This is a genomic window from Rhizobium sp. SG_E_25_P2, from assembly GCF_029892285.1.
In the GTDB taxonomy this organism is placed as follows: Bacteria; Pseudomonadota; Alphaproteobacteria; order Rhizobiales; family Rhizobiaceae; genus Rhizobium_E.
The window spans coordinates 90,845-104,897 of sequence record NZ_JARXVM010000018.1 but is presented as its reverse complement, the minus strand read 5'-3'; the positions used below and the strand labels follow the sequence as shown (position 1 = coordinate 104,897).

The following is a 14,053-nucleotide window of genomic DNA, read 5'->3' as shown; positions in this document are numbered from 1 at the left end:
GATTACACTCGACGCAAAACCGCCAGGGAGCGCTCATCCATTTCAAAACGATGACCCGGCGCAAATTCATAACCGCGCCGCGCATCATCCTCGGTGGTCAGTTCGAGCCGCCAGGAATAGCCGCCGATGTCCGGGATCTGGAACTGCATCTGCTCGGGTTTCGGATTGAAGATCATCAGGCTGTGCGACCACAGCGCCTCGTCATCGACGAGATCGTCGCGGCCGAGATGCAGGCAGAGCGGATTTTCAGCTTCCCACTGTTCCGGCATGAGTTGGCCGCCGTCCTGGTTGAACCAGTTGACCACCATGCCGTCGCGCCAGTTCTCACGATGAAACAACGGCTGGCTCTTGCGCAGCGCGATCACCTTACGGGTGAAGTCGAGCAGCGTGCTGCAGGTCGGCGGAAGATTTTCCCAGGCGAGCCAGCTGATCTCGTTATCCTGGCAGTAGCCGTTGTTGTTGCCGCCCTGGCTGCGGCCCATTTCGTCGCCGGCGAGCAGCATCGGCGTGCCATGCGACAGGAACAAGGTCGCGAGGAAATTGCGCTTCTGCCGTTCGCGAACGGCGTTGATGCCTTCGTCCTCGGTCGGGCCTTCCGCGCCGTAATTGTAGCTGCGGTTGTCGTTGTGGCCGTCATTGTTGTCTTCGCCATTGGCCTCGTTATGCTTGTCGTTATAGGCGACGAGGTCGTGCAATGTGTAGCCGTCATGGGCAGTGATGAAATTGACGCTCGACCACGGCTGGCGCCCGCGCTGGTCGTAGATATCTCCCGATCCCAGCAGACGCGAGGCGAAATCCGGCGCCTTGCCGTCGTCGTTCTTCCAGTATTCGCGCACGCTGTCGCGATATTTGTCGTTCCACTCCGCCCAGCCTGGCGGAAAGCCGCCGACCTGATAACCGCCGGGGCCGATATCCCAGGGTTCGCCGATCAGTTTGACGCTTGCCAGCGTCGGATCCTGCGTCACGGCGTCGAAGAAGCCGCCACGCTGGTCGAAACCGCCGGGCTCGCGGCCGAGAATGGAGCCGAGATCGAAGCGGAAACCGTCCACTTCCATCTCCTCGACCCAGTGGCGCAGCGAATCCATCACCATCTGCAGCACGCGCGGATGCGAGGTGTTGAGCGTGTTGCCGGTGCCGGTGTCGTTGATGTAGTAGCGATGCTGGTCCGGCAGCGTGCGGTAATAGGAGAAATTGTCGATGCCCTTGAAGGAGAAGGTCGGCCCGAGTTCATTGCCTTCGCTGGTGTGATTATAGACGACGTCGAGGATCACCTCGATCCCCGCATCGTGGAAGGCGCGCACCATGTCCCGGAAGCCTTCGCGGCCGTTCGGGCCGAAATAGCGCGACGCCGGCGCGAAGAAGCCGAATGTGTTGTAGCCCCAGTAATTGCTGAGGCCCTTGTCCATCAGGTGGAAGTCGTCGAAGAACTCGTGGATCGGCAGAAGTTCCACCGAGGTCACCCCGAGCGCCTTGATGTAGTCGACGGCGGCCTTGTGTCCCAGGCCTTCGAAGGTGCCGCGCAGTGCTTCCGGAATGTTCGGATTGAGCTTGGTGAAGCCCTTCACATGCGTCTCATAGATGATCGCCTCGGCCCAGGGTATGAAGGGGCGCTTACCCGCACTTTTGCCCGCCCAGGGATCGACCACCACGCATTTGACCATCTCCGATGCGTTGTCGCGCGCGTCGAAGGTCAGATCCTTGTCTTCGGCATAGAGGTCATAGGCGAAATGGGCGTCGGATTTGACGAGATCGCCATGGAAAGCGCGCGCATAGGGATCGACGAGCAGCTTGTTGGCGTTGAAGCGGTGACCGTTTTCCGGGTCATAGGGACCGTGGACGCGATAGCCGTAGAGCGCGCCCGCCTTCAGCCCCGGCACGAAACCGTGCCAGATCTCGTTGGTGTTCTGCGGCAGCGTCAGCCGCGCGATTTCCATCGATCCCGTGGGATCGAACAGGCAGAGCTCCACGTTCTGCGCATGCGCGGAAAACAGCGCGAAATTGACCCCGCCCTCTTCGACATTGGCGCCGAGCCGCATGCCGTGACCGGTCTCGATCCTGAATTGATCCGCCTTCATATCCATGGTCGCCCTCTTTTCCTGAACTGAGCCAGCAACGGACGGGCTGGGTTTTGGTTCCTTGGTCTTCGCGGCTTCGGGAACCATCAGGCACGTCACGGGGTTGTGAAGCGTGGACCAGAGGAGGAGACATCATGAGCATTCGTTTCAGACAGCACCGCGCCGGCCCCCGCGCCGCATCACCCCGTCTTGCCTGGGCGCTGACCAGGATCGAAATCCGGCGCAACACGCCTCCCGTCCAGCCGCGCTGCCTGACGCCGGACGCCGTGGATCTGCCTTTGCCGAAGCGCTGTCATGAACAAATGTCCGTGCCGGCTTCGATCAACGGCGCCGATCTCACTCTCCGGCGTCCCTGAGGCGTCTATGTCGACTTGATCGCAAACAAAGCGCTCAAGGGCGGGAGAACTTCCCCTCGCGCAGAGCCTTCGCCGTATCGATGGAAAATCTCGCCCTCGATTGCCGGCAAGCGGGCGTCTTTGTCATCGAAATTGGCGCGGAGTTGCAGCTTCGCGCCATTCAGCCGCCAGTCCACAGCCAAATGTCCGTCCTCTCCCGCAAGAAGTCGCCCGGACCCGCGCCCGATATGGGCTAAGTATGGCATGACGAACCGGCGACGCAGACCGATCAGCGTCTTGATCTGTTCGAGCTGCTGCACCCCTTCTGGCGACTTGCGCCGGCTCCAATCGATTTTCGACTGCAAGAATGCGTCGGGGGAATTGGGGTCGATGAGATCATCAGGCCGCTCGCCCTCCTTCAGGGTCGCAAAGGCCAGGCCTTCCTGGATGCGGTTTTCACGCGCCTCCCGCGCAACCTCGCCCTGATGATCGCAGAAGAACAGGAAAGGCTGTGTCTCGCCATAGTCCTCGCCCATGAACAGCATCGGGATCTGCGGCGACAGAAACACAATCGACGTCAGGAGATCATAGAGCGCTTCCCGCTCCGGCTGCCGCAACCGGTCGCCATAGCTCCGATTGCCGATCTGGTCGTGGTTCTGGAGAAAATGCACATAGGCGGTGGGCGCGAGAGTGGCGGGCGCGGGCATTGACTGTCCGTCATAGATCAGTTCCGGCTCCAAGGTGCGCACATAGCCCTGGGCCAGCGTCGCCGCCATTTCCTCGAAGGGCCGCTCGGCGAAATCGGCGAAGTGCCCGGTCGTCGCCCCTGTGACGAAGGCGTGCATGGCGTGGTGGAAATCATCGTTCCAGGCAGCGTCATGGCGCTGTTCAACGGGCAGATCGCCGCTGAGAAAGATCGTCCGGTTGGAACTGTCCTCCATCACCAGATGCCGTTTGCGGCCGATGCATTCGGCATGGACCCGGGTGGCGAGCTCGGTGAGGAAATGCGCCTCCGTCTGGTCCTCGATCATATGCACGGCGTCGAGCCGGAGACCGTCGATATTGAATTCCGTCAGCCAGTACATGGCGTTGTCGATGAAAAAGTCGCGCACCGGCTTTTCGGAGAAGTCGATGCCAGCGCCCCAGGGCGTATCGCGCCCGGCGTCGAAGAAGGAGCGGGCATAGAGCGGCAACGAATTGCCTGCCGGACCGAAATGATTGTAGACGCAGTCGAGAAACACCATCATGCCCAGCCGGTGGGCGGCGTCAACAAAGGCCTTGAAATCATCGGGGCCGCCATAGCTGTGATGCGGCGCATAAAGCAGCACGCCGTCATAGCCCCAGCCGCGATCGCCGGCGAATTCCGCCACCGGCATCACCTCGATGGCGGTGATCCCGAGATCGGCCAAATCGGCCAGCTGGTCGATAGCGGCGCGGAACGTGCCTTGCTTCGTGAAGGTCCCGACATGGATCTCATAGAAGATCGCCTCTTCCCATGGGCGACCCATCCAACCGGTGTCGCCCCATTGGTAGGCGGTGGGGTCGGTGACGATGGAGGCTCCGTAGACGCCGCCATCCTGCGCCCGCGAGGCGGGATCGGCCACCACGGCGCCATCCGGGAGAACGAATTGATAACGCGCACCCGCGGCAATGCCGGCGGCCAGCAATTCGAACCAGCCACCGCCCGCCTTGGTCATGTCCTGATCCGCACCGTTGAGGCGAAGCGCAATGCTCTCTACATCCGGGGCCCAGAGGCGAAACAAGACTTCGCCCGCCCTGACATAATGGGCTCCCCAGCTGTGCGGATGCATGCGAAATTCAGTGAGGGGCGTAGAAGGGGCTACGCGATGAGGCGTCGTCTGTTCTTGCGTCATGAAATGACCTCCGGCGACGGCAGAACCGGCAGACGGCGCGGTGGTTCCCCGAGAAGAGGAGGTTTCAGAAGGTGTCGCGCATAGCAGGGCTGCTCGCGACTGGCCGCATTTATCCTCCAGCACCGTCGGCCCGAACATAAAAGCGGACCCCGACGCCGTTTGCGCCGGGATCCGGAAGACAAGCCTTAAGCGGCCTTCTGCTGGGCTGCAGCATTGACAGCCGTCTCGGCCAGCTTGGTAAGGTCCTCGTCGGTTCGGGATTCCTCTTCCAGCGTCATGTCGAGCAGCTTGACGGCGTCCTTATAGCCAAGCTGGTGCGCCCAGGCGCGCAAGGTGCCATATCGGGTAATCTCATAGTGTTCGACCGCCTGTGCCGAGGAAATGAGACCGGCGTCGAGAGCCGGCGAGCCCTTGAACTCGTCGATGATCTCTTCGCCTTCGGCGATAATGCCCTGGATCGCTTCGCAGGTCTTGCCCTGGGCGCGCTTGCCGATCAGTTCGAACACCTGCTGCAGGCGCTCGATCTGGCCCTGGGTCTCTTCCTTGTGCTTTTCAAAAGCCTGCTTCAGCTTCGGGTCCGTGGCGCTGCGCGCCATCTTCGGAAGAGCCTTCAGAATTTGACGCTCTGCGAAATAGATATCCTTGAGCGTATCGTAAAACAAATCATCGAGCATTTTCTGAGCCATTTTTTTCTCCTTAGGGAATAGTTTCCAATGAGGGAGAGAGATTGGATATATGCTTTGAAACGCCAAACTCCGCCCATCTGCGAAGGAGGCGTCAACCTCCGATCCGCATGTTTATCGCGTTTCCGACGCATGCCCTTCTTCATCGGGATGAAAGAGAAAGTTGCATGCGTTACGCGGCCCTCAAACGATAGGGATACGCGGAAAGTTCCTGATCTGAGACGAGATTCGTAGCAAACGAGCCTTATCTCACTGCCGACGGAAAGTCGTCTCCGTGAACACTTGGACGGAACCTTTCCCCTCCTGAGCAGTTTTTGAGACACGGCAACACGCTTCGGCGCGCCGATGGTTCAAAGTAAATGCGACAGCATGGAAACGACCTATAAAGATAAACTCAAGGAGATCGCGTGATGAAAAGCTTTTTGGCAACGACGGCAATCGTGCTCGTAATGGGCGGCGGCGCCTTTGCTCAGTCTTCGGACCAGTCGACCACGGCGCCCGCTGCGACCACCGGCAACTCGATGCAGTTCAGCGCATACCAGGCGGGCCCGACGGATGTTCGCGCCTCTGAATTCATCGGCCAGCGCATTTACGCGACCGAGCAGGACATGGCGGCGGACCAGGCCGTGCAGCCGGGCGCCGAGCGCGACTGGGATGACGTCGGCGAGATCAACGAAGTGCTGATGGACCGCCAGGGCGATGTGAAGGCCGTGGTGCTCGGCGTCGGCGGCTTCCTCGGCATCGGTGAAAAGAATGTCGCCGTTCCCATGGATCAGGTGAAGTTCGTCAAGAATGGCGACGGCGCCGACGATTATTTCCTCGTCATCAACGCCAACAAGCAGGCGCTCACCGATGCGCCGGCCTATCAGGCCCCGGAAGACACTGCCTCGAACGCCCCGGCCGCTGATGCGACCGATACCGCGATGGCTCCGGCCGCAACCGGCGCCGCCACCGGCATGAATTCCGGCGTCGACACCCAGGCGTCGAACACCGCAACGCCTTCGACGACGGCAACCCCTCCGGCTGCCGGACAGGCAACCAATGACGCCGCTGCGCAGCAAGACATGCAGACCACCGCCTCGACCAACACCGGCGCCGCCATGGATGACAACCGCACCCGCTTGACGCCGCCTGCCGTGACGCGTGAAGGCTACCAGACGGCCCAGCCGAGCGAACTGACGGCCGAAAAGCTGCAAGGCGCCACGGTTTATGGCCCGAAGGACGAAGACGTCGCCACGATCAACCGTCTGGTGATGAACGAACAGGGCCAGATCAAGGATGTCGTCCTCGATGTCGGCGGCTTCCTCGGCATCGGCGCGCGCGAAATCGCCGTCAGCCCGGAAGAACTGAACATCATGCGCAACACCCAGGGCGACGATGTCCGCGTCTATATCGACGCCAACAAGGACACGCTGAAGGCTCAGCCGGAATATAAGGCGTCCGCCGAGTAATCCGCATCCGTCAAGACAATCGAAGGGTCGCCGTTTCGGCGGCCCTTTTTCGTTGCCGTTGAACCCTACGGAAATCGGGTGTCGCGGCGCCCACGCGGTCCATATGCCTGAATCTCCAGACAAAAGGAGAACCAGTCATGGGCGTTTTGGACAACAAGGTCGCGATCATCAGCGGCGCGTCTTCGGGCATCGGCAAGGCGGCGGCGCATCTTTTCGCTGAGGAAGGCGCAAGTGTCATTCTAAACGCGCGCGGCCAGGAGGCGCTGGAGCGCGTCGCCGCCGAAATCCGCGCCGGCGGCGGCAAGGCGATCGCAATAGCAGGCGATGTCGGCCTCGCCGAAACTCATGCGGAACTGGCGGAAGAAGCAGAAAACCGTTTTGGCGGCCTCGACATCGCTTTCAACAATGCCGGCATGGTCGGGGCGATCAAACCGCTTGCGGAACTCTCGGTGGAAGATTGGCAGGCGGCGCTCACCGCCAATCTCACCGCCGCCTTTCTCGCAAGCCGCGCCCAGATCCCCGCCATGCTGGCGCGCGGGGGCGGCGCAATCGTCTTCACCTCGAGCTTTGTCGGCACGAGCGTCGGCCTTCCCGGCATGGGCGCCTATGCCGCCGCCAAAGCGGGCCTGATGGGCCTGGTCAAATCAATCGCCGCCGATTATGGCGCGAAGAACATCCGCGCCAATGCGCTTCTGCCCGGCGGAACCGACACCGGCATGGCCGGCGATCAGGCTCAGAAGGACTGGGCAGCCAGCCTGCACGCCATGAAACGCATCGCGGAGCCCGATGAAATCGCACGCGCAGCGCTGTTTCTTGCCAGCCCTGCCGCGAGTTTCGTTACCGGCGCGGCGCTTTATGCGGATGGGGGGAATTCGGCGGTAAAGTAAGCGACAGGATTGGTTCAGTCTCGGCCCCGGCTGGCCGGTCACATGCTTGAGCATGGCGCTATGAGAATAAGCGGACAGTGCGACTGCGCCCCAGACCATGCCTCCTCTTAAATTCTTTTCGGAAGCCGCGTCTTTAACGCGGCTTCCAGCCAAAACGACGCGCGCTTGCGGTCAACTCGCAGCGCGCTGCGTGCAGGTTGGCTCCCGTCTTGCCAGGTCTGCGAACAGATGGGCGTCCTCACCGATACCGGAATTCGGCGTGGTGAGCAGCGTGTCGCCATAGAACACCGAATTGGCGCCCGCGACGAGACAGAGAATTTGCGCCTCGCGGTTCAACGCCGAACGTCCGGCGGAGAGGCGAACCGTCGAACCGGGCATGACCAACCGCGCCGTCGCCACCATTCGAACCAGGTCGAGAGGATCGATGCGCGCACGGTTCGCCAACGGCGTGCCTTCGACCGGCACCAGGGCATTGATCGGCACGCTTTCCGGATGCGGCGCCATTGTCGCCAGGACCTGCAACATGGACGCCCGGTCGCGCATCGTCTCTCCCATGCCGATAATGCCGCCGCAGCACAGATCGATGCCGAAGGAGCGCACGATCGCCAGCGTCTCCAGCCGGTCCTCATACGTGCGCGTGCTGATGATCTGTCCGTAGAATTTCGGACTGGTATCGAGATTGTGGTTGTAGGCGGTCAGCCCCGCCGCCGCGAGGCGCTCCGCCTGATGCGGCTTCAGCATCCCGAGCGTGACGCAGGCCTCCATGCCGAGAGCGCGAACGCCGGCGACCATGTCGATGACGGCGTCGAACTCCTTGCCGTCCCGAACCTGTCGCCATGCCGCGCCCATGCAGAACCGCTCCGCCCCCGCCGCCTTGGCCGTTTCAGCCAAGGCGATGACTTTCGCCGGGTCCATCAGCCGATCGCGGCTCAGGTCGACTTCGCGATGATGGGCAGACTGCGGGCAATAGGCGCAGTCTTCAGGACAACCGCCCGTCTTGATCGACAGAAGGCTCGCTTTCTGGACTTTGTTGGGATCGTGATGTTGCCGGTGTACGGCATTGGCCCGGCCCACGAGTTCGAGCAACGGCGCGTCCTGAAGATCGAGGATCTCTTCAACCGTCCAGTCGTGCCGGATGACACCATCTAAAGCCGTCATTCGCTTTTGCTCCGGAGGCGGATGCCCAAGGCAGGAAGCGCTGCGCTGCCCAAAGCCACCACGGCTATTTTGACCAGATCACCCGGCAGGAAAGGCAAAACGCCGACCGCAAGAAGCTGAGCCGGCGGAACATAGAGCGCCAGCCAGGCTGCGCCGAGCCCGTAGATCACAACCATTCCCGCAAGCATCCCGCAGGTGCGACCGATCACTCCCTTGCCTGAAGCCAGCACGCCGACAACCCAGGACGCAACGAGAAAGCCGAGCAGATAGCCGCCGGTGGGGCCGACCATGTAAGCGAGGCCGATACCGCGTTCCGGCGAACCGGAGAACACCGGAAAGCCAGCTGCGCCCGCGGCGAGATAGGCGAGAAAGATCGAAACCGCCATCCGCGGCCCGAACGCAACGGCGAAGGCCATGACGGCCATCGTGTGGAGCGTCATCGGAACCGGCCAGAAGGGAATCTGCACTCTTGCGGCAAGCGTCATCACGGCCGCGCCTGCAATGATCATCACCCCCGTGCGGATGGCTTTGGATCCAGGCCTTGCGGGCCGCTTCGCAACGATATCCGACATTCCATATCTCCTTTAGTCCAAATTATAGATAATTTTTAGAATCTATCGCTAAATGAATCCACAAAAATACAATCGTGGCAATAGCCGCGTGCGGCGCGTGATCATTTTAGAATGTGATGGGAAACGCTGGAGCGTCTATTTGGGCTTTTTCTGCCCGATCGTCTGGACGTGACGCGCAAGCGTGGTTGCCGCGATTTCGGTCTGCCCGGCTCTCAACGCGTCGAGGATGGCGCGGTGGTCGCGGTCCGTCGGGGCCTCCCATTCGGCGCGCCAGCCGGAAAAAAGAAAGCGGGCGCTTGCCGTATGCAGATCATCGATCGCCTTCAGCAAGCGGGGCATGCCGCATGGAGCCAGAAGGATGCGATGAAAGGTCCGATTGGCCATTTCCCACGCCTGAACGTTCAGCGCTCGATCCCCGGCCCGGTTGGCTTCTTCGGCCTGATCCAGAATGGCTCTGGTCAAATGCGGGACCGCATTGCGCAACGCCAGAGTTTCGAGAGCGGCGCGCATTTCAGCCACCTCGCGCACTTCGTCGACGCTGAAGCCGGCGACGCGGACGCCGCGACGCGGCTCGCTGACCACCAGCCCCTGTGACTCCAGTCGCTTGAACGCCTCGCGAACCGGAACATGGCTCGCGCCGAATTCTTCGGCGATATGATCCTGCCGCAGCTTGGCGCCGGCCTCGATCTCGCCGGCGATAATGCGAGCGGCGAGCGTTTTGCTGATCTGGGCGGCAATCGTGTCTGATTTGGCGGTCGTCATGATTTTATAGATAATTCGGATGAGACCGCCTGTCGATCAGCGATTGACCGGAAATGAACCGCGCCTCACCCCACCGCCAACCTGATCTCATACCCCGTCGCGCCAGACCGGCTGACCAGGCTGCGAAACAGCGCTGCATATCTCCCCGCGCTTCGTTCCCAGGAGAAACGCGCCTTCATCGCCTGGGTCTGCAATTGCCGCCACTGGGCCGGATCGGCATAGACGTCCATGGCGCGGCGGATGGCGTGGCAGAGGCCGTCGGTGGTGACGGGATGGAACTGGAAGCCGGTGGCGACCTCGGCGTTCATGGCGGCGTCATTGGCGTCGATGACCGTTTCGGCCAACCCGCCGGTGCGGGAGACGACGGGGATCGCGCCATAGCGCAGGCCGTAAAGCTGCGTCAGGCCGCAGGGCTCAAAACGCGAAGGCTGGATGATGGCGTCGGAACCTCCATGGATCAGATGCGCCAGTTCTTCGCTATAGCCGATATTGACGGCGATGCGGCCGGGATGGCGGGCCTCCATGGCCTGCAGCATGGCTTCGATCTCGGGATCGCCCTTGCCGCAGATCACCAGCTTGCCGCCGTTGAAGACGAGGTAGTCGGCGGCATAGGCCACCATGTCCATCCCCTTCTGCCAGGTCAGACGGCTGATGCAGGAAAAGATCGGCGCGTCGTCGTCATGCAGGCCGAGCCGGGCGTTGAGGGCGCGCTTGTTGTTCGCCTTGAGATCGAGCCTGTCAACGTCAAAGGCCTGCGGCAGCAGCGGATCATGGGCGGGGTCCCAGACATCTTCATCGATGCCGTTGAGAATGCCGCGCATATCCTCGCGTCGGTAGCGCAGCACGCCGTCGAGCCCCATGCCGAAGCGCGGCGTGAGAATTTCGCGCGCATAAGTCGGGCTGACCGTGGTGATGAGATCCGAGGTCATCAGCCCGCCTTTGAGGAAGCAGATGTCGCCGAAATATTCAAGGCAATCCATGCTGAAGGCGCTGGGCGGCAGATGCAGGTAAGGCAGCAGCGCCGCCGGATACTGGCCTTGGAAGGCGATGTTGTGAATGGTCAGCACCACAGGCTTGTCGCAGCCCATGTGACGCATGTAAACCGAGGTCAGCGCCGACTGCCAGTCATGCGTATGCACCAGATCTGGGCTCCAGCCGGGCAGTTCGCCATTGGCGATCAGCGCGCCGGCGAGCGACAGCGCCGCAAACCGCTTCCAGTTGTCCGGATGGTCGACGCCATGTTCATTGACATAGGGGCCGCCGGGACGGCGATAGAGCGCGGGAATATCGAGCACGAACAGCGCAGCGTCGGGCGTTTGCACGAAATGCAGCGCGGCGTCCTCGCCGAGGATCTCGTCGAAACGGAACAGCGGCGGCTGCGCCGACATCAGCGACTCGAACACCGGATAGCCTGGAACCAGGGTGATCGAGTCGACGCCGAACACCTTCAAGGCCTTCGGCAGAGATCCTGTCACATCCGCGAGCCCGCCAGTCTTGATATAGGGAAAAACCTCAGAAGTGACGGACAGGATTTTCATGGGCGTTTCCCACTGATGGGTTCTGAACTCTGCGGCATGCTGCCCCCCGGCTAGGTTCCAAAAATGAAATCTGGTATCCGCTACAACTTCGCTGGGCTTTTCCGGTTCCTCCGCTGGCGCCGAATCATGTCCATTTTGTCGGAGAATCCGTGATCAAGACAGTATCATCAGATTGAAGTTATTAAAATATTTTTGACGGCCGCAGGCAATGCCGCGATATGTTCGCTCCCGATCAAATCAATCTTCGTCGTGACTTACTGAGCAACGTCGACGGCCGGGGCGCGACCGGTAAGTTTGTAATTCAAGTTTACGAAATACAATATTCTGGCGTTGGGATAGACAGCTTTCGTTTCGTTCGTGGAGAGTGACAGATCATGGCGTCCGAGTTGACCGAGACAGGCTTTTTTGATCGCCGCGCCGAAAACGTGGCTCGAGATCTTCTGGGAGTGACGCTCGGGTTTTGCGGCGTCGGCGGCGTCATCGTCGAGACCGAGGCCTATCATCGCGACGATCCCGCCTCGCACAGCTATCGCGGCCAGACGCCGCGCAACGCCGCGATGTTCGGCCCGGCCGGTCGCGCCTATGTCTATCGCTCCTATGGCATGCATTGGTGCCTCAATATGGTGTGCCAGCCCGGAAGCGCGGTGCTGATCCGCGCGCTGGCTCCGACATTGGGGCTGGAGGTCATGCGCGCGCGGCGCGGCGGCCTCGCCGACCGGCTGCTCTGCTCGGGGCCTGGCCGGCTCGCCGCCGCGCTCGGCGTCACGGGCGCCGAAGACGGGGCCGATATAATGCAACCGCCCTTTCGCCTCGAACCGCGCCCGAGAGAGCCCGACATTGTCGCTGGGGCCCGTATCGGCATCACCAAGGCGGTGGACGAACTCCTCCGCTTCGGCGTGAGGGGCTCGCCCCATCTGAGCAAGCCGTTTCGATAGACAGATACAGGACAGGGGCCCGGAGGCGACCTCAAGACCTTCGCCGCCAGCTATCGCAACACCTATTTGATGCATCAGGTGCGAGCGAGAAGCCTGACCAACATCGATTGAGGCGCAGCCCTGCCCCGGGCCCGCATCCGCTGCAGACTGGGATCAGCCGCCGCGCGACGTGTCGCTCCGCCAACGGATCAGGTTTCTCACCCGCGTTGGGCCGGCAACGCGCGAGGCTATGTCGCCGGCGATCTCCGCCTCCTCGGGATAGAGCACCACGCCGTCGAGAACGATCTCGCCGTCCGTTTCGGTCACCGCCACCTGGGTGGCGTCAAGATCGCCGGCGCGCGCCAGGGCGTCGGCAACTTTCGCCTCCACCCCGCCAAAGCCGGCGGGCTTGTCGATTTCCGGGGTCTGGCCATGAAATGTCTGAGGTTTGAACACCATTTCGCGTCTCCTGTCTGCGTGTCGTGACAACAACCGACAGCCGCACCCTCCGGTTCCGCGCCATGACGCCACAGCAGTTCGGGAACCTCGGCGGCATGCAAGAGTTCTGCATAGGACAGTCAGGAGAAAACCATGAGCGATGACCGCCAAGCCAAGGACCGCATTCGCAAGGACGCCGAAGGCCAGTTCGCGCCCAACCAGGGCGACCGTAAGGCGAGCGGCGTGGCCAGCGCCAAGCCCACCGTGATCACCGGACAGGAAGACGCGACGGACGCGAAAAACCCGGGCCAGAAAAAAGGCCCGGGCGATTGGGACATCAATTATGATGAGCGGGACACGGACAAGCCGCATTCCGATCATTGAACACCGCGCCTCACGCATGTCGCCCCAAAACGGGCGCCGGTTTCGGGACGACAACATGCGGCATATCGAAGGCTCAAGGCGCAAGGAGCGACTCTTAAAGAGCGCCACACTCTTCAGACGTGGCGCGGCGGCGCCCTGGTCTCGTCTGGATTGGGCAGGGGCTGCTCGTCGGGCAGACGATCAGGCTCGGGTTCCTGGATCGGCGGATCCGGCTTCCACACCGGAGGCGGCATCACATCGGGCTCCGGGGTCTGGGTCGACCCCGGCTGAGTGGACGACGGGAGCGGTTCGTATTTCAACATCGCAAATCTCCTTCCTTATTGAAAAACGACAAGCGGCGGGAGTTGTTCCCTCCCGCATGTATCAGTCGATCAGGCCTGTTTGGCGCGCTGACGCGCGGCGTCGACGATGCGCCTGATCTCGTCGGCATGCGCTTGTTCGAGCGCAAAGGCCTCGCTGGGCAGGACGCCGGGGTCTTCCTGGCCGTTCATGAACAGGGTTTCCTGCGCCAGGCGCTCAAGGATATCGCCGCCATCGCCCCTAGCCAGCGCGGCGACGAGAGCGGTCAGCACCTCTCGATGCGCGTTGAGACGTCGTTCGAGTTCGTCGGCATCCATTGGCGGCCTCCTGGGCGTGAGATGTGAGCCCATGACGGGCTTATGGAGAAGCGGGCGGCGGCGGCGTGATCGCCATGGGATCGTTCAACTTGGGCGGTTTTTCCACAATATCCGGATCGCCGAGCCCCTTGGGTTTCAGCACGCTGTTGCAGTCCTGGAGCCGCTCGGTCAGCGGCTCGGCCGGAGCCGCCTGGCCATCGGGACGAACATGACAATTTTCCTGTCCGGTTGCGGGCATATCCAGCGCTTCCTGCGGGGCGTTCTGCGCACGGGCGGCGACGCTTGCCGACACCAGCAACGCGCCGCCCACGGCCATCGACGCTGCCCACTTGTGAATCATCTTGAGAGAGGACATGACATTGCTC

At 61.8% G+C, this 14,053-nt stretch carries 16 protein-coding genes; 5 read left to right on the top strand and 11 right to left on the bottom strand.

Going from position 1 to position 14,053, the window contains the following annotated elements; all coding sequences use genetic code 11:
• Positions 1-2: 2 nt before the first annotated feature.
• Positions 3-2,081: a glycogen debranching protein GlgX gene (glgX, locus tag M2360_RS21645; protein ID WP_280777463.1), complete on the bottom strand. Its 2,079-nt coding sequence runs from the start codon at positions 2,079-2,081 to the stop codon at positions 3-5.
• Between the two features lie 128 nt (positions 2,082-2,209).
• Between glgX and M2360_RS21640 the strand changes: the two genes are divergently transcribed.
• Positions 2,210-2,431: a hypothetical protein gene (locus M2360_RS21640; RefSeq protein ID WP_280777462.1), complete on the top strand. Its 222-nt coding sequence runs from the start codon at positions 2,210-2,212 to the stop codon at positions 2,429-2,431.
• 5 nt (positions 2,432-2,436) lie between these two features.
• Here M2360_RS21640 and treZ read toward each other — a convergent pair whose 3' ends face one another.
• A complete protein-coding gene (gene treZ, locus M2360_RS21635; protein WP_280777461.1) occupies positions 2,437-4,284 on the bottom strand; it encodes a malto-oligosyltrehalose trehalohydrolase in 1,848 nt (615 codons plus the stop codon).
• Between the two features lie 185 nt (positions 4,285-4,469).
• Positions 4,470-4,970 carry a ferritin-like domain-containing protein gene (locus M2360_RS21630; protein WP_280777460.1) on the bottom strand — a complete coding sequence of 167 codons (501 nt, stop codon included), beginning with the start codon at positions 4,968-4,970 and terminating at the stop codon, positions 4,470-4,472.
• A 407-nt stretch (positions 4,971-5,377) separates the two neighbouring features.
• Here M2360_RS21630 and M2360_RS21625 point away from each other — a divergent pair, with 407 nt between their 5' ends.
• On the top strand, positions 5,378-6,418 hold the full coding sequence (locus M2360_RS21625; protein WP_280777459.1) for a PRC-barrel domain-containing protein: 1,041 nt from the start codon (positions 5,378-5,380) through the stop codon (positions 6,416-6,418).
• A 137-nt stretch (positions 6,419-6,555) separates the two neighbouring features.
• Complete coding sequence (locus M2360_RS21620) at positions 6,556-7,305, top strand: SDR family oxidoreductase (RefSeq protein WP_280777458.1); 750 nt, start codon at positions 6,556-6,558, stop codon at positions 7,303-7,305.
• 171 nt (positions 7,306-7,476) lie between these two features.
• On the opposite strand, the gene bioB is transcribed toward M2360_RS21620, so the two are convergent.
• The 4 genes from bioB to glgA all read right to left on the bottom strand — a co-directional run bounded on the left by bioB (position 7,477) and on the right by glgA (position 11,335).
• Positions 7,477-8,463, bottom strand: a complete 987-nt coding sequence (gene bioB / locus M2360_RS21615; protein WP_280777457.1) for a biotin synthase BioB — start codon at positions 8,461-8,463, stop codon at positions 7,477-7,479.
• Positions 8,460-9,035 carry a biotin transporter BioY gene (locus M2360_RS21610; protein ID WP_280777456.1) on the bottom strand — a complete coding sequence of 192 codons (576 nt, stop codon included), beginning with the start codon at positions 9,033-9,035 and terminating at the stop codon, positions 8,460-8,462. Before M2360_RS21610 ends, bioB begins: the two co-directional genes overlap by 4 nt.
• 135 nt (positions 9,036-9,170) lie before the next feature.
• Positions 9,171-9,797 (bottom strand): GntR family transcriptional regulator, encoded by a 627-nt coding sequence (locus M2360_RS21605; RefSeq protein ID WP_280777455.1) that lies wholly within the window; start codon positions 9,795-9,797, stop codon positions 9,171-9,173.
• Between the two features lie 65 nt (positions 9,798-9,862).
• Positions 9,863-11,335 carry a glycogen synthase GlgA gene (glgA, locus tag M2360_RS21600; protein ID WP_280777454.1) on the bottom strand — a complete coding sequence of 491 codons (1,473 nt, stop codon included), beginning with the start codon at positions 11,333-11,335 and terminating at the stop codon, positions 9,863-9,865.
• Positions 11,336-11,709: 374 nt separating this feature from the next.
• Here glgA and M2360_RS21595 point away from each other — a divergent pair, with 374 nt between their 5' ends.
• The gene (locus M2360_RS21595; RefSeq protein WP_280777453.1) at positions 11,710-12,270 is read left to right on the top strand and encodes a DNA-3-methyladenine glycosylase; all 561 of its coding nucleotides are present in this window, start codon (positions 11,710-11,712) and stop codon (positions 12,268-12,270) included.
• 153 nt (positions 12,271-12,423) lie between these two features.
• Here the strand turns inward: M2360_RS21595 and M2360_RS21590 are convergent, their stop codons facing one another.
• Positions 12,424-12,708 carry a BON domain-containing protein gene (locus M2360_RS21590; protein ID WP_280777452.1) on the bottom strand — a complete coding sequence of 95 codons (285 nt, stop codon included), beginning with the start codon at positions 12,706-12,708 and terminating at the stop codon, positions 12,424-12,426.
• A gap of 132 nt (positions 12,709-12,840) precedes the next feature.
• Here M2360_RS21590 and M2360_RS21585 point away from each other — a divergent pair, with 132 nt between their 5' ends.
• Positions 12,841-13,071 (top strand): hypothetical protein, encoded by a 231-nt coding sequence (locus tag M2360_RS21585; RefSeq protein ID WP_280777451.1) that lies wholly within the window; start codon positions 12,841-12,843, stop codon positions 13,069-13,071.
• 113 nt (positions 13,072-13,184) lie between these two features.
• Here M2360_RS21585 and M2360_RS21580 read toward each other — a convergent pair whose 3' ends face one another.
• The 3 genes from M2360_RS21580 to M2360_RS21570 form a co-directional block, all read right to left on the bottom strand.
• Positions 13,185-13,373: a hypothetical protein gene (locus M2360_RS21580; protein WP_280777450.1), complete on the bottom strand. Its 189-nt coding sequence runs from the start codon at positions 13,371-13,373 to the stop codon at positions 13,185-13,187.
• A gap of 69 nt (positions 13,374-13,442) precedes the next feature.
• Complete coding sequence (locus tag M2360_RS21575) at positions 13,443-13,688, bottom strand: hypothetical protein (RefSeq protein WP_280777449.1); 246 nt, start codon at positions 13,686-13,688, stop codon at positions 13,443-13,445.
• 40 nt (positions 13,689-13,728) lie between these two features.
• Positions 13,729-14,043, bottom strand: a complete 315-nt coding sequence (locus M2360_RS21570; RefSeq protein ID WP_280777448.1) for a hypothetical protein — start codon at positions 14,041-14,043, stop codon at positions 13,729-13,731.
• Between the last annotated feature and the right edge of the window lie 10 nt (positions 14,044-14,053).

Bases quoted from the DNA above. Each gene is read 5' to 3' on its own strand.
- M2360_RS21630 (WP_280777460.1), bottom strand. From the start codon at position 4,970: ATGGCTCAGAAAATGCTCGATGATTTGTTTTACGATACGCTCAAGGAT.
- M2360_RS21620 (WP_280777458.1), top strand. From the start codon at position 6,556: ATGGGCGTTTTGGACAACAAGGTCGCGATCATCAGCGGCGCGTCTTCG.
- glgA (WP_280777454.1), bottom strand. From the start codon at position 11,335: ATGAAAATCCTGTCCGTCACTTCTGAGGTTTTTCCCTATATCAAGACT.
- M2360_RS21595 (WP_280777453.1), top strand. From the start codon at position 11,710: ATGGCGTCCGAGTTGACCGAGACAGGCTTTTTTGATCGCCGCGCCGAA.
- M2360_RS21605 (WP_280777455.1), bottom strand. From the start codon at position 9,797: ATGACGACCGCCAAATCAGACACGATTGCCGCCCAGATCAGCAAAACG.
- M2360_RS21625 (WP_280777459.1), top strand. From the start codon at position 5,378: ATGAAAAGCTTTTTGGCAACGACGGCAATCGTGCTCGTAATGGGCGGC.
- M2360_RS21570 (WP_280777448.1), bottom strand. From the start codon at position 14,043: ATGTCCTCTCTCAAGATGATTCACAAGTGGGCAGCGTCGATGGCCGTG.
- bioB (WP_280777457.1), bottom strand. From the start codon at position 8,463: ATGACGGCTTTAGATGGTGTCATCCGGCACGACTGGACGGTTGAAGAG.
- M2360_RS21610 (WP_280777456.1), bottom strand. From the start codon at position 9,035: ATGTCGGATATCGTTGCGAAGCGGCCCGCAAGGCCTGGATCCAAAGCC.
- M2360_RS21580 (WP_280777450.1), bottom strand. From the start codon at position 13,373: ATGTTGAAATACGAACCGCTCCCGTCGTCCACTCAGCCGGGGTCGACC.
- M2360_RS21575 (WP_280777449.1), bottom strand. From the start codon at position 13,688: ATGGATGCCGACGAACTCGAACGACGTCTCAACGCGCATCGAGAGGTG.
- M2360_RS21590 (WP_280777452.1), bottom strand. From the start codon at position 12,708: ATGGTGTTCAAACCTCAGACATTTCATGGCCAGACCCCGGAAATCGAC.
- treZ (WP_280777461.1), bottom strand. From the start codon at position 4,284: ATGACGCAAGAACAGACGACGCCTCATCGCGTAGCCCCTTCTACGCCC.
- glgX (WP_280777463.1), bottom strand. From the start codon at position 2,081: ATGGATATGAAGGCGGATCAATTCAGGATCGAGACCGGTCACGGCATG.
- M2360_RS21585 (WP_280777451.1), top strand. From the start codon at position 12,841: ATGAGCGATGACCGCCAAGCCAAGGACCGCATTCGCAAGGACGCCGAA.
- M2360_RS21640 (WP_280777462.1), top strand. From the start codon at position 2,210: ATGAGCATTCGTTTCAGACAGCACCGCGCCGGCCCCCGCGCCGCATCA.